We start from the raw sequence: 14283 nt of genomic DNA, 5'->3' as shown, positions 1-14283 counted from the left end.
GTTTCAAGCACTATTTAACGGATGGTCGGCCTACGCATCCGCTCTCGACTGGCATACACTGCGCGGCCGTTTTTCGACCGGAACCCGATAGACATGAAAAACTCATCCCCAGCCCGTGCCTGCGGTATCGACTTCGGCACGTCCAACTCCACCGTCGGCTGGATCCGCCCCGGCGAGGAGACGCTTATTGCGCTGGAGGACGACAAGATCACCTTGCCGTCGGTGGTGTTCTTCAACTTCGAGGAGCGTCGCCCGGTGTACGGCCGCCTGGCCCTGCACGAATACCTGGAAAACTACGAAGGCCGGCTGATGCGCTCGCTCAAGAGCCTGCTGGGTTCCAAGCTGATCAAGCACGACACCAGCGTGTTGGGCACGGCCATGCCGTTCACCGACCTGCTGGCGCTGTTTATCGGCCAGCTCAAGAGCCGCGCCGAAGCCACTGCGGGTCGTGAGTTCGAAGAGGTTGTGCTGGGCCGCCCGGTGTTCTTCGTCGACGACGACCCCATGGCCGACCAGGAAGCGGAAAACACCCTGGTGGACGTGGCGCGTGCCATTGGCTTCAAGGACATTTCGTTCCAGTACGAACCGATTGCGGCGGCGTTCGACTACGAGTCGACCATTCAGAAAGAAGAGCTGGTGCTGATCGTCGACATCGGCGGCGGTACGTCGGACTTCTCGCTGGTGCGCCTGTCGCCGGACCGTCGCCACAACGACAACCGCCAAAGCGACATCCTCGCCACCGGCGGCGTGCACATCGGCGGTACCGACTTCGACAAGCAACTGAGCCTGCAGGGCATGATGCCGCTGTTCGGCTACGGCAGCCGCATGAAGAGCGGCGCCTACATGCCCACCAGCCACCACATGAACCTGGCCACCTGGCACACCATCAACTCGGTGTACTCGCAAAAATCCCAGTTGGCCCTGGGCAGCATGCGCTACGACATCGAAGACACCGGCGGCATCGACCGCCTGTTCAAGTTGATCGAACAGCGCGCCGGGCACTGGTTGGCGATGGAAGTGGAAGAAACCAAGATCCAGCTGACCCATGAGGACAGCCGCCATGTGGCGCTGGACCGCATCGAAAAAGGCCTGAGCGTGGAGTTGAGCCGGGCACTGTTCGAGTCGTCCATCGACAATTTGCTGGAGCGCGTGCGCGGCAGTGTCACGCAATTGCTCAATGACGCCTCGGTGAGCGTTGAGCAGGTGGACACGGTGTTCTTTACCGGCGGCTCCAGCGGCATCCCGGCGCTGCGCCACAGCATCTCGGCGATGCTGCCGAATGCGCGGCATGTGGAAGGGAATATCTTTGGCAGTATCGGCAGTGGGTTGGCGATTGAGGCGAGCAAGCGCTACGGCCACTGACACGAGGGGGCTTGCTTGCGCGGGGCTGCGTAGCGGCCCCAAAACCGGCCAACACAAATCAAGTCCCCTCCTGTGCAAACATTACGATCTATCGGAAATATGCGCCTACTTCGGCGTTTCCTTGGTTTCCTCTGCCTGCACGCCGGCACTCAATCCCACTTGTAGGCAGGGCCATAGTCCAACAGCAATTCCGCCCCCTTCTCAATATCACTCCATGCCACAAAAAATGTCATGTAACGACCAAAGCTAATGCTCGAGACATTATCAGCCCCCAACGACTCCCGACCCGGAGCAACGTGACTGTTGATCAGGCTTAGCGTATTACCGCTCCCGTAGGCACTCTGGGTTCCATCATTGGAAAACGTGGAGAACGAATAACTTTCCACCGCCTTGTGCCCCTTGGCTGCAATCTCCTTAAGCAGCGTCTTATCACCCTGGTGCAACTTGCCTGAATAGGGGCCCAGCACTTCGAATCGTTTGATATTGCGGCGTGCGATCACCGACAGGCCGCGTTCCGGCCCCCCGTTCAGCTTCGCGACCTTCATCAGGCTGTCAAAACGTACCTTATGGTGCCCTTCGTCTCGAACCCAGTCACGGGCTTCCCAAGTGATTTTTTCCTGCAGCCTGAGCCGCTCCTGCGTCGGAACATCGGCCAGCAAACGGTTCCAGTAAGTCACCACTATTTCATCAACGTCGCCTTCCAGCTGCGTTGTGAGACTACGCGTGACATCATTCGGATCTTGCAGGATAGGCAGGTCGTTATTGATTTCATGGCCAAATAGTGGCGAATTCGCGTCACCCGAAAAACCCGCACGCACATCTTTCTTAGGTACCTTGATGTTGCTGGAACCAGCGCCTTGCGCGGAACGCTTGACGCCCACTTTCGCACTTTTACGTGCCATAAACGGTCTATTGCTCCCACTTTCAGGCGCGAAAGAGCCTGAGCCCGAGGGCATTTCGTCACCGAAAATCAACTGATGCCGGCCTTCAACCGTGAACTTTCCGTTCACATCGACATAACGTGCCCAAACGGCTGGGTCAATCTGGTTGCGCTCGACGAAGGCCTGCATCGAAACACTATTAGCAGGCGTATCAGAAAGCTCCCACCACCTCGCAAGATGAGCATTCGTGAGCGGATTATAAGCAGCGGGTTCAAAGGCGAATTTAAGCAGGCCCGCCTTGGTGAAGCTGCCGTCGGGTTTGACGTAGTCGCCCCACAGCACAGGATTCAGGTCATTACGCAATGCGAACTCACTGGCTGTCACGTTGGCACCCGAGGTTTCATACAGCGTTTTCCATTGAGCCAGATGGTCACTGGTTATCCGGGTATAAGCCCCACCTCCCGCATGCTTGAGCAACATCTTCCCTACGTCATTGACCGAGCCATCCTGAGCGATGTGTGCCATGAGTGACTCAGTATCGATCAAATGCTGGTTGGCAAAACCTTCGCGAGTCGTTTCATGCCGCTCTCGCGCCGACATGCCCTCCCATTCAATCAGGTGTTCGGCAGTCACGCTCACTCGAGGCGCTTGGGCATTGTTGAGGAACGCTTGCCCCTCCGGTGTAATCGCTCCATCCACCAATACATAGCGATTGAATGTCGGGTAAAAAAGCCCTCGGCGCCGGGCAAATTTGCGCAGTGAAGTGCCTGCGCGGGCGGCTGCGGGCAAAGCGTTCCACTCACGCACATCGCCTGCATTGATCAAACGGCTCGGACCAACGCCTCCATCCAACCCGATTGACTCCCACTGATCGGGACCGACACGTCGTAGCCAGTACCCCGTTTGCCGGTTCGTCGAACCGTCGACAATATTGACGTCAAGGATGTCGGCGTTGAGATTGAAACTGTCGCGAATCTGATAAACATACTCGCCCCCTGCTTCTCTAGTCTCACGAATGAAGAAACGCTGCCCATCCTTACTACGGTAGATTCCCCGCTCATTGGGCGTGAGCGTGGCGATCGCTGATGGCTCCACCGCATACTCGCTGTATCGCAAATGGGCAGGTGCTGAATCCGTTTCCGAAGGAACGTTAGGCGTCGGCACAGGGGCATCAGTCTGGGGCACATCGACGACTGGCTCCGATGACACTGGGTTTTGCTGCGTATTGGGGCCAGGCTGCGCATCATCCATGGCGTGCTGCCAAACTCCGCCACTGGCGCCTTCATCGAGCACCGGCTGATAGGCGCCTTCATCCGTCGGGTGGTTGATGCGCCACTTGCCAAGCGTCGGGTCCAGGCGTTGCTCATAGGTGTCACCCGCCACCCGTACATATGTTTTTCCACCGACCTCATACTGCCCGCGTGAGTTGGGTTCGATGCCCTCCAGCGATACATCGCTGCGGTACCTGGAAAGATCAGGTTTCCATAACCGTTTACTTCCATCAGGTCGCGTCACGGGTTTGAACGCGCTCATTTCTTCGGCCATCACGTAATCAAGCGCCAAGCCGGTCAACGCAATATTCATCACACCCTCGACCACTCCGAGTATATGCGCCCAGCCCGCTTCCCTATCGTCCATGGAAAGGTCTTCGATACCTTCCAACACCTCATTCATCAAGTTAACCGCCGTAACCCCCAAAAGCACCACACCCACCGGGGGAACAACAAAGGCGGCCATGCCGACAATGGTCACAAAATCATCCAGCAATTCTGCCAGCCACTTGCGACGGCCTTGCGCATCAGCCTCCTCGGTAGGCACGGCTTGGCTACCAGCATCCGCCAACAGTCGGTCTCGCCGGTGTCTGTACAAACAGGCCCAGAGGTCAACGCCGTCTTCCCATGGATCTCGCGCAGGGCCGAGTGGATAAAATTGCAGCAAAAAATCCAGTTGCGTTTTTTGACGTCGCTCATGTACCCGGTTATCGAAAAAGCTACTGCGTGGTAACTGTTCGGTAAAGTAAGTCAAAAAAGCCGGGCGAGCCCTGTGTGCGACGAACCGGCTGAGGAACTGTTGATAGGGCGAGGGGGCGGCCGTTGAAGAGATTTCGTCTCTGCGCAGAAGTTGCAACGTCAGCCGCGCCTTAAGTTGAGTCAACGAGGTGTAGTATTTGACAGGATGATCAGGGTCGTCCGGGATATAAACAATAAAACCCGCCCCCGAGTCCTTGTCCACCAGGGGCCACAGCATATCCATGAACCAGTTTGGGTCCTTTTCGGCAATTTGAAACACCAGACAATCACTTAGGTTCATCTTCATGAAACTCAAGCCACGAAACCAGAGCGGCTTGCCATCGACCTTCACATCACTCTCCTGATTGATCACCGAGAGCAACGCCTGGTAGTGCTTTTGCTCAATATCTTTTTTCAAAAGGGCAATGTAGCTGGCGGCCTTGAGCGAGGCTTTTTGGTACTGAATAAAGGCATTTTTCTCAGTGGCAGGTCGCGTTGGGTCAATCCAGCCCAACTGTTCTTTTATGTGTTGCTGGTACTTCTTACCAAGATCAAGCCGTCGACACAACGTGACGAATTTCGTGATATCCAGCCCTTTGACTCCATTGCGAACACCTGAACTTTTATAGTTAAAAAACTGACTAATATAAAACGCGCGCGAGCGTTCCTCAGCGGGTTCAAAATTATGAAGCGCAGCCTCTAACAACGAAAAACACTCAACCCTGTAATCCTGAAACACCCCGACATGGCTATATAACTCAAGCCAAACCTGATTAACATCCAGGTCAAGGGCGAAAACTTTTTTGATTTCTTTTTTCAAAAGCGGGGCTGCAAAATCGTTGAGACTTTTGACTGCTCGAATCGCGTCGCTGTATTCAGTGTGTGTTTTTATACTTTGCTCGACGTAAGTGACCGCAACTGCGCGCTCCTCACGAGTAGCCGACGCCCACCAGTCGGGCATGGACACCTTCAGATTCTTGAAAGCACCCTGCGTCTGTGTCGAAGCGGTTAACAGACACGCCGGAACTGCGGTCGCCACGATATTAATAAGGTCGCCATGCACCATCGCCTCCACGCCCTTAACTAACGCCTGATCATTATCTTTAGAAACATTAATACCGGACATTCCGCCACCTTTGAATACCGTTGATTTAAATCAAATGTACCCACTGATTCGGCCACGAAATAACTAAATAACTGCAGCACATAGCATTAATACCTGCCTGTAGCCGCCTGTAAAAAAGCGCATCGGCACCCCGGCAAGCGGCCGCCTCAAAAAATGTAGCAGCTTGCGGTGTTTTCCGTCTCATACCGCCAGTACTTGATCACCCTGTCCTCGTGCACCCAGACGGAATAACGACAGTCGCGTATCCTCGTAATGTAATAGCTCTTGCCCGTCCCTCCTCCACGACGCGGTCAAATACCCTGTTCTGATTGGCAGGCGACCAGAGCGAATCCGAACACTTACCCGGCGATTTTGCGCAGATGTGTGAGTCCAGCGGTGTGCCATTCGAGCCGTCTCGGCTGGAGACCCAGGCCGAATGCGAAGGGGCGCACCCGGCAAGGAGCGCCAGTGCAACGAAGACTAGGCCCTTGCCCCCCTAGACCATCCCGCCGAGCTTCAACTCACTCTTCAAATACGCGTAGTAAATCGGCCCCGCCACCACCCCCGGCAGGCCAAACGCCGCTTCAAACACCAGCATCGCCAGCAGCAATTCCCACGACTTGGCACTGATCTGCCCGCCGACGATGCGGGCGTTGAGGAAGTACTCGACCTTGTGGATCACGATCAGGTAACCCAACGCGGCCACTGCCACCCAGATCGACAGCGACAGCGCGACGATGGTGATCAGGGTGTTGGACATCAGGTTGCCGATCACCGGCAGCAGGCCAAGCAGGAAGGTCAGCACGATCAGGGTTTTGGTCAGGGGCAGGTGGATGCCGCACAGCGGCAGCACCACGGCCAGGAAGATCGCGGTGAAGGCGGTGTTGAGCGCGGCGATCTTGATCTGGGCGAAGACGATGTTGCGAAAGGCTTGCACCAGCAGGTGCAGGCGGTCGAACAGCGCGGCGGCCAGGGGTTTGCGTTTGGTCAGGTCAGGCACACGCTGCAGGGCGATGATGGCGCCGAGCACCATGCCGATCAGCAGCGTGACGAACATGTGCGCGGCGTCTTTGCCCACCAGTTGCAGCTCGCTCAGGTGCTTGCTCAGCCAGTCGCCGATGGCCACGCGGAACTCGGCGGCGCTGGCGGGCAGGTAGGCGTCGAGGAACGGTGGCAACTGGCCTCGCGCGCGGTCGACCACGCCCATGAACTTGTCGAGGGAGGCGCCGGGGTTTTCCGCTTCGTGCAGCAGAAAGCTGATGGCGCCGGCGAAGATCAGCGCCAGCACGCTGACGATCAGCGTGCCGAGCAGCGCCACCGCCAGCCAGCGCGCGCGGCGACCTTCGATCAGCCGCTGCAGTTGGGGGGTGAGCATGTTGACCAGTTCATAAACCAGCAGGCCAGCCAGCAGGCTGGGCAGCAGCTTCAGCGGCAGCACCAGCAACAACCCGCCAAAAATGATGATGTAGCTGGCCAGCAATATCACGTGACGCTGAGAAAACGTTGGCATACAGCCTCAAAACGAACGGCGATAAAAGGATGGGCAGTCTGCCAGCGTTCCAGGAATCAAGCGAGAGGTGACGGTGTGAATGCGATCAAGTGTGGGAGCAAGCCCGCTCCCACAGGGGATGTGCGCTGTCAGTTGCCCTTGAGGCAGGTGCTCATGTAGGCCTTGCGCGCATCGCCGGCCAGCGCCTTGGTTTTTGCCGACGCATTGCAATCCTTCATCTTTTGTTGTTGCGGCGTGACGGTCTTGGCATCGTTGGCAGCCGGGGCCGACAGGCAGGTCTTCATGAAGGCTTTGCGCTCGTCGCCCTTGAGGGTCTTGGTGGTGGCTTCGGCGTTGCAAGTGGTCATCTTGTTTTGCTGGGCGGTAGCGGCAAAGCCTTGAGAGCACATCAGCAGGCCCATCATCAACAATGGAATACGCAGCATCTTCATGGATTTTCTCCCGGTTACCGCGCCGACGGGCACGGCCTGGGCAGAGTGTAGTCAAACCCTGTTACACCTTCCTGTGCGGACGATGGATAATCCTCGTCCATCCATCTGTACGGCGATGTTCATGCAATACGCGTATCCCCTGCTGGCCATTTTTATCTGGGCCGGCAACACCGTTATCAACAAATTGGCCGTGGGCGCGATCTTCCCGGCCGAAATCGGCTTTTACCGCTGGTTGCTGGCGGCGCTGCTGTTCACCCCGTTCATGCTGAAGCCGGTGATTGCCCACTGGTCAGTCATCCGCCCGAACCTGAGCAAGGTTTTCGTGCTGGGCGTGCTGGGCATGGCGGTGTATCAGAGCCTGGCCTATTACGCGGCGACGCTGACCTCGGCGACCAACATGGGCATCATCCTGTCGCTGATGCCCTTGATGGCCCTGACTGCCGCGATCATCAGCCTGGGCCAGCGCCTCACGTACGGTGCGCTGGCCGGTGCGGTGCTGTCGTTTGCCGGCGTGGTCGTGGTGGTGTCGTCCGGCAGCCTGCGCGTGCTGTTGCAACACGGGGTGAACCTGGGCGACGGCATGATGCTGGTCGCTACCCTGGCTTACGCGATCTACAGCACCCTGCTGAAAAAATGGCAACTGCGCCTGCCACCGTTGGTGTTGCTGTATTTGCAGGTGCTGGTGGCGGTGGTGGTGCTGTTTCCGCTGTTCCTGTTCTCACCCAAGGCGGGCCTGGGCTGGGCGAATGTGCCGCTGGTGCTGTACGCGTGTCTGTTGGCATCGATGCTGGCGCCGTTGGCGTGGATGCATTCGGTGAAGACCTTGGGCCCGAGCCGCACCACGCTGTTTTTCAACCTGCTGCCGTTGATCACCGCGCTGATTGCGGCGCTGGTGCTCAAAGAAGATCTGGCGCTGTATCACTTGGTCGGTGGCTTGCTGACCCTGGGCGGGGTGATCCTGTCGGAACGCTGGACGACACCGGTGAAACAGAGCCGTCAGCGAGGCCCTTGTGACACATCCGGTAAAATCCAATAAAACTTTTTGCCCTGGCCGCGACTCACAACCTGTAGCGATCACGCCGACAGAGCGTGGCGTACAACCGGATTAGCACCAGGAGATTGAGATGACCGAAGCACATTTGACTGACGTTGCGACCCTGCGCAGTCGCGCCCGCCAGAACGTCGAAAACGGCGCTGTGACCGAAGGCTACAACGCCGACCGCGAAGAGATCATTCGCTTGCTCAACGCATCGCTGGCCACTGAGCTGGTGTGCGTGCTGCGCTACAAGCGTCACTACTTCATGGCCAGCGGCATCAAGGCTTCCGTAGCTGCCGATGAATTCCTCGAGCACGCGACCCAGGAAGCCGAACACGCCGACAAACTCGCCGAGCGCATCGTTCAACTGGGCGGCGAGCCGGAGTTCAACCCCGACCTGCTGTCGAAAAACTCCCACGCTCAGTACGTGGCGGGTAATTCGCTGAAGGAAATGGTCTACGAAGACCTGGTGGCCGAACGCATCGCGGTGGACAGCTACCGCGAGATCATCCAGTACATCGGCGACAAGGACCCAACCACCCGTCGTCTGTTTGAAGGGATTCTGGCTCAGGAAGAAGAGCACGCAGACGACATGGCGGACATTCTCGAAAGCCTGTAAGTCGTCACGCAAAAACGAGGGGGGAGCCGGTCAAACGGCTCCCCTCTTTTTTTGAACGGTGGGAGGGGCTTGCTCGCGAAAGCGGTGGGTCAGCAAGCATTGGTGTTGACTGACCCATGCTTTCGCAGGCAAGCCAGCTCCCACATTTGGTCGCGCTCACAATACCGGTCGGCTATAAGGCCGCCGCGCTCTTGATCTCGATCCTCCAAAGCCTGCGTTCGGGAACACCGAGCATTAGCGAGCGAGTCGCACCGCCACTCCCACCTTAAATCTTCGTCGCTTTGAGCATCGCGTTCGCTCAACTGAACGGCATTGGGGCTTGCCCGTCCCACATTGGCTTGTGGGTTGAGTCAGCTATTTAACAGTCTTGGGCGCCTTGCCTTCCTTCATCTGTTGCAGCAACGGTGCGCACTCGTTGGGCTCTCCGCCGCTCGGCGCCACCAGCGCGAGCAGACCGGCGGCCGGACCTGCGATCACGCCCAGGGCTACCATGCCGGCGCCACGCAGGGCCAGCGGGATGGCTTTGACGCCGGCGTTGGGCTTGATGAACGGCCCATTCACGTACAGCGGCGAACGCAGTGAGAACAGGCGAAAGCCTTTGGATTCAGGGGTAATCGTGAGGTCAAGCTGCTCGGTGGCCATGTTCGCGGTGCCATCGATGTAGATGATGGCGTTCTCGGTATCGAACACGAACAGTCGGGTGGTCGCCAGGCCCGTCTTGATGCCGAAGTCTGCCGCTGCGCAGTTGATCTTCACTTCCTTGTCGCCAAACAGGCGGCCAACCACGTAGTTACCCACATTAAGCCCGGCGATCTCCATCAGCCCACGGCTGATCGCGCCGTCGTTGATCAACATCTTCAAGTCACCGTTGGAACTGCCGAGCAAAGCCGCGACGGAGTTACCGCGCCCCGTAATGTCGGCATCCCCATTGAGTTCGCCAAAGCTGGTTTTCATCGGTTCGAAGGTTGGGAACAACTGCTTGAGCTTGAAGTTGCGCGCGGTGAGTTTCGCGCTGCCTTCCATCGGTGTGATGCGACCGTTGAGGCGAATCTGCGCATTCAGTTTGCCGCCAGCCACGCCGAAACGCAGCGGTTCCAGGCTCAGTTCACCGTCGTTGAGCACCACATGGGTGTAAAGATCGGTGAAGGGCAGATCGGCGCTGTGCACGATGCGTTTGCCGGTAAATTCCACATCGGCATCCATGTCACGCCAGCGTTCGGTGCGGAACTCTTCCACCGGCAGCACCCTTGTGGCCGGCTGCTTGCTGGCACCGCCACGGGCTTTTTGCTTGGCGTTGGAGTCGGCGCCGATCAGCGGCGCAAGGTCGGTCATCAGCAACTGGTTGGACACCAGTGTGCCGCTGAGCTTGGGCCGTGGCTGGCTGGCGACGTAGGCCAGGTCGCCGTGGATATCGCTGTTGCCGATCTTGCCGTTGAAGTTTTCATAGCGGAACGACGCACCGCTGGCTTCATGCAGCTTGGCAATCAGGTGGCCGTCGGTGGAATAGGCCGGCGAATCCGGCAAGGTCACGCCGGTGAGCGGATAGAGGTTGCCCAGGCTCGCGCCGGCGAGTTTGAGGCGCAGGTCCAGGGCGCCGAGGTTGAGCGGGTCGGTCAGGGTGCCGGCCACGGCGATACGGGTGTCGCCAATCTTGACCTGGGCTTGCAGTGGAAACGGTTTGGCCGCGTCCTGCAGGGCCAGCAGGCCGCCGATCTTGCCGTTACCATCGAGTGTCTGCCCATGGTATTGGCCTTTGACCTTGAGCCCGAACGCGTAATCCTGCGGCGAGGAGCCTTTTTCCAGGGCTTTTTTGGCATCGGCATCGCCAACGATTTCGGCAAAGGGAATAGGTTGGCCCAGCGGGTCGATGATCACATCGAGCTGGGTCTTGAGGGTTTGGTCGTCGAGGGTCACATGACCCTTGTCGAACTTGATGGCGCCGATGTCGACCACCCAGTTGGACGGCTCGGCGTCCGGGTCCTTGGGGTCGAACGTGAACGTCCAGTTGGCGCGGCCATCGGCCAGGCGCTGCAGCTGGGCACTCGGTTCGGTGAGGTCGATACGCGGGATCGCCACGCGCTGCGCGAGCAGGGCCAGGGGCGAGATGCGCAGCTCGACCTTTTTCAACGTGACCATCTGCGGCTGTTTCGACCAGTCCGGGTTGCCCAGGGTCAGGTCTTCGGCGATCACATGGGGCCACGGCACCCAGGCGCGCCAGCCGCCTTCCTCGGGTTCGCGCTGCCACACCACGGCGAGGTTGCCATTGATGGCGAACGGGCGATGCAGTTCTTCGGAGACTTTGGCATTGAGCGGCGGCTTGATGCGGTTCCAGTCGAAAAACACCAGGAACACCACAACCACGGCGATTAACACGACGACGCTGGCGCAGCACCAGGCGACGATTTTACGAGTGCGCGTCATTGCACAGAACTCCTGAACACGAATAGCTGGAATACAGCTCATAAGGGTACGACTGGCAAACCGCAGCGGGGTTTAACCCGTTGATTGATTTAACCGCAGAACGCTCTTTACCTGACCGGATCGACAGATTTTGTTTGCTCGCCTGCACCATTGCTACCCGCCATTGTGTCGAAAATACCCACTTGGGTGCAAAACCGCGTGCTTGAGAGGCCCGCTCTAGAGCCTTCCGCCAGAACCATCAATTGCGTTGATTATTACCATTGCGTTTATGAACTTTTATATCGATATATCGAGAGTAGCATGAGTCCTGTACCCACTTTATCGCCCTCCCAAGGAGCAACCATCATGAAACGCCAAGTACTCGCTACCGTTCTGCTGTCTGTCCTCGCTTCCAGTGCCTTTGCCCTGCCAGCCGCCGAACAGACTATCCCACAAAACCATGCCCAGGCCGCTCAGTCGAGCCAGACGCTGGCCCGTAGCGGCTCGCAGGAAGACGAGAACCGCGACTACGCCAAAGGCGTTGCTGAAAACGGTTCGGAGCAAGCCAACAAACGCGCCTACACCGAAGGCCTGAGCGAAAACGGCCGTCACCGCCTGGAAGAAAAAGGCCTAGTTGAAGGCGGCGCCGAGCAAGCCAACGAGCGCGCCTACACTGAAGGTGTTGCCGAAGGTGGTGCCGATCGCCTGCAAGAACTGCATCAAGCACAGAGCTGAGCCTGTGGTGGCCCAGACAGCTCGCTCCGGCATCCGCAGGAGCGAGCCTGCTCGCCAGGGTCGCTGACGCTGCCCCCTCCCTGAATTTAATGCATCCCCCTCGCTCCACGCCGCCAAGTTCGACGCCAGCAAAGCGCTTTTGCTAGAGTGCGTCGCTGTACTTGCCGACAAAGCTCACCCGCCCATGCTGCCCCGTGCCGAACAGAAGCAACAGACCCGCCTCGCCCTGATGGACGCAGCCCGCCACCTGATGGAGTGCGGCCGTGGGTTCGGCAGCCTGAGCCTGCGTGAAGTGGCGAAGACGGCCGGGATCGTGCCCACAGGTTTCTACCGGCATTTTGCCGATATGGATCAGCTCGGGCTCGTGCTGGTCAGCGAGGTCGGCCAGACCTTTCGCGCCACCATTCGCCTGGTACGCCACAATGAATTCGTGATGGGCGGCATCATCGATGCCTCGGTGCGGATCTTTCTCGATGTGGTGTCGGCCAACCGTTCGCAATTCCTGTTCCTGGCCCGTGAGCAATACGGCGGCTGCCTCGCCGTGCGCCAGGCCATCGGCGCCCTGCGTGAAGACATCACCCGTGACCTCGCCGCCGACCTCACGCGCATGCCCAAGCTGGCGCACCTGCAAGCCGACGGTTTGCATGTGATGGCCGACCTGATCGTCAAGAGCGTGTTCGCCACCCTGCCCGATATCATCGATCCACCCGCCCACGCCCTGCCTGAACACCTCACGCCCCAGGCGAAAATCACTCAGCAATTGCGCTTTATCTTCATTGGCCTCAAGCATTGGCAAGGCCTGGGCAGCACCGAATAAGCCGCCAGGCAAAACGCCCTCATCCAGTGCCGTAGCGCATGCAGCGCACCATCGTGAGTCACGCCCCGAATAAGCTGCCGCCCTATTCGGAGGCACAGCGCCGCGCGCCGACAGGCAATTCCTACAACCTGCCCCACGTTGGCAAGCCCCTTGCTCTAGCTCCGTTATCGCTCATAGCTGGAAGCCCTCTGATGCTGGTGATCCACCGCCGAATCGCCCCCCAGGCCCAATGGGCCGCCGAGCTGCTGCTCAACTTCGAAGCCCGCAGCAAAAGCCGCCTGCGCTGTTTCAGTGCCGACGGCGAAGACGTCGGCCTGTTTCTGGAGCGTGGCCAGCCGCCGCTGCATGACGGCGAATGCTTGCAGGCTGAAGACGGCCGGGTGGTGCGCGTGTGTGCACGGCCTGAACAACTGCTGCACGTCACCTGCAGCAGCGCATTTGAACTGACCCGCGCCGCCTATCACCTGGGCAACCGCCACGTGGCCCTGCAAGTCGGCGATGGCTGGTTGCGCCTGCTCGATGACTACGTGCTCAAGGCCATGCTCGAACAATTGGGCGCGCAGGCCGACACCATCGAGGCGCCGTTCCAGCCCGAACACGGGGCGTACGGAGGCGGCCATCATCACTCGCGCCATGGCGATGAAGACTTCAACTACCCGCCCAAGCTGCATCAATTCGGCGTGCGTACATGAATCCAGCCTGGGCATTGCTGCGCCTGGCCAGTCCGCAATTGCCGATTGGCGGCTACAGCTACTCCCAAGGCCTGGAAATGGCCGTGGACAACGGCCGCGTGCCGGATGCCGCCAGCGCTCGCCGCTGGATCAGCGACCAGTTGTTGCTCAACCTGGCGCGCTTCGAGGCGCCACTGCTGCTCGCCCACTGCCGCGCCGCCGCCGTGGATGACTGGTCGCAACTGGCGCAGCTGTGCGAAGAGCACCGCGCCAGCCGTGAAACCCGCGAGCTGTACCAGGAGAGCCGGCAGATGGGCTACTCGCTGCAACAACTGCTCAATGGCTTGCCCGAGCTGGACGACGCGGCACGGGATTTTCTGGCGCAACGCACTGAACCTCACCTGGCCCTGGGCTGGGCGCTGGCCGCGCGCGCCTGGCACATCAGCGCCGACGACGCCCTTGCCGCCTGGCTGTGGAGCTGGCTGGAAAACCAGCTGGCGGTGCTGATGAAAACCCTGCCCCTGGGCCAGCAAGCCGCGCAGCGCCTGACCAGTGAACTGCTGCCACTGCTGCAGCAGGCCCAGCAGGACGCCGCGCGCATCGACCCCCACTCACTGGGCAGCGCCGCGTTCGGCCTGTCTCTGGCATGCATGGCCCACGAGCGCCAATACAGCCGCCTGTTCCGTTCCTAGATTCCCTTGATGTGG

General features: G+C 59.1%; 11 protein-coding genes. 7 read left to right on the top strand and 4 right to left on the bottom strand.

From position 1 onward, the window contains the following. The first annotated feature begins 93 nt into the window (after positions 1–93). Positions 94–1362: an Hsp70 family protein gene (locus tag TU75_RS06800; RefSeq protein WP_060548510.1), complete on the top strand. Its 1269-nt coding sequence runs from the start codon at positions 94–96 to the stop codon at positions 1360–1362. Positions 1363–1511: 149 nt separating this feature from the next. On the opposite strand, the gene TU75_RS06795 is transcribed toward TU75_RS06800, so the two are convergent. The 3 genes from TU75_RS06795 to TU75_RS06785 all read right to left on the bottom strand — a co-directional run bounded on the left by TU75_RS06795 (position 1512) and on the right by TU75_RS06785 (position 7298). Further along, a complete protein-coding gene (locus TU75_RS06795; RefSeq protein ID WP_060548509.1) occupies positions 1512–5378 on the bottom strand; it encodes a dermonecrotic toxin domain-containing protein in 3867 nt (1288 codons plus the stop codon). Between the two features lie 475 nt (positions 5379–5853). Next, complete coding sequence (locus tag TU75_RS06790) at positions 5854–6867, bottom strand: AI-2E family transporter (RefSeq protein WP_003236152.1); 1014 nt, start codon at positions 6865–6867, stop codon at positions 5854–5856. A 128-nt stretch (positions 6868–6995) separates the two neighbouring features. After that, positions 6996–7298 (bottom strand): PsiF family protein, encoded by a 303-nt coding sequence (locus tag TU75_RS06785; RefSeq protein ID WP_060548508.1) that lies wholly within the window; start codon positions 7296–7298, stop codon positions 6996–6998. 121 nt (positions 7299–7419) lie between these two features. On the opposite strand from TU75_RS06785, the gene TU75_RS06780 reads away from it, so the two are divergent. Further along, positions 7420–8334, top strand: a complete 915-nt coding sequence (locus TU75_RS06780; RefSeq protein ID WP_060548553.1) for a DMT family transporter — start codon at positions 7420–7422, stop codon at positions 8332–8334. A gap of 88 nt (positions 8335–8422) precedes the next feature. Continuing rightward, positions 8423–8953 carry a ferritin-like domain-containing protein gene (locus tag TU75_RS06775; protein ID WP_060548507.1) on the top strand — a complete coding sequence of 177 codons (531 nt, stop codon included), beginning with the start codon at positions 8423–8425 and terminating at the stop codon, positions 8951–8953. 354 nt (positions 8954–9307) lie between these two features. Here TU75_RS06775 and TU75_RS06770 read toward each other — a convergent pair whose 3' ends face one another. Further along, the gene (locus TU75_RS06770; protein ID WP_060548506.1) at positions 9308–11374 is read right to left on the bottom strand and encodes an AsmA family protein; all 2067 of its coding nucleotides are present in this window, start codon (positions 11372–11374) and stop codon (positions 9308–9310) included. A gap of 345 nt (positions 11375–11719) precedes the next feature. Here TU75_RS06770 and TU75_RS06765 point away from each other — a divergent pair, with 345 nt between their 5' ends. The 4 genes from TU75_RS06765 to TU75_RS06750 all read left to right on the top strand — a co-directional run bounded on the left by TU75_RS06765 (position 11720) and on the right by TU75_RS06750 (position 14268). Further along, on the top strand, positions 11720–12088 hold the full coding sequence (locus TU75_RS06765) for a hypothetical protein (protein WP_060548505.1): 369 nt from the start codon (positions 11720–11722) through the stop codon (positions 12086–12088). A gap of 184 nt (positions 12089–12272) precedes the next feature. Then, entirely contained in the window at positions 12273–12905 is a 633-nt protein-coding gene (locus tag TU75_RS06760) for a TetR family transcriptional regulator (protein ID WP_003236166.1), read from the top strand. Positions 12906–13096: 191 nt separating this feature from the next. Beyond that, positions 13097–13597: an urease accessory protein UreE gene (ureE, locus tag TU75_RS06755; protein WP_060548504.1), complete on the top strand. Its 501-nt coding sequence runs from the start codon at positions 13097–13099 to the stop codon at positions 13595–13597. Continuing rightward, positions 13594–14268 carry an urease accessory protein UreF gene (locus TU75_RS06750; RefSeq protein WP_060548503.1) on the top strand — a complete coding sequence of 225 codons (675 nt, stop codon included), beginning with the start codon at positions 13594–13596 and terminating at the stop codon, positions 14266–14268. The genes ureE and TU75_RS06750 overlap by 4 nt, the downstream gene beginning before the upstream one ends. The last annotated feature ends 15 nt before the right edge of the window (positions 14269–14283 follow it).

The sequence above is a fragment of the Pseudomonas poae genome (assembly GCF_001439785.1).
GTDB classification, from domain to species: domain Bacteria; phylum Pseudomonadota; class Gammaproteobacteria; order Pseudomonadales; family Pseudomonadaceae; genus Aquipseudomonas; species Aquipseudomonas poae.
This window is presented reverse-complemented; position numbering and strand designations above follow the sequence as displayed.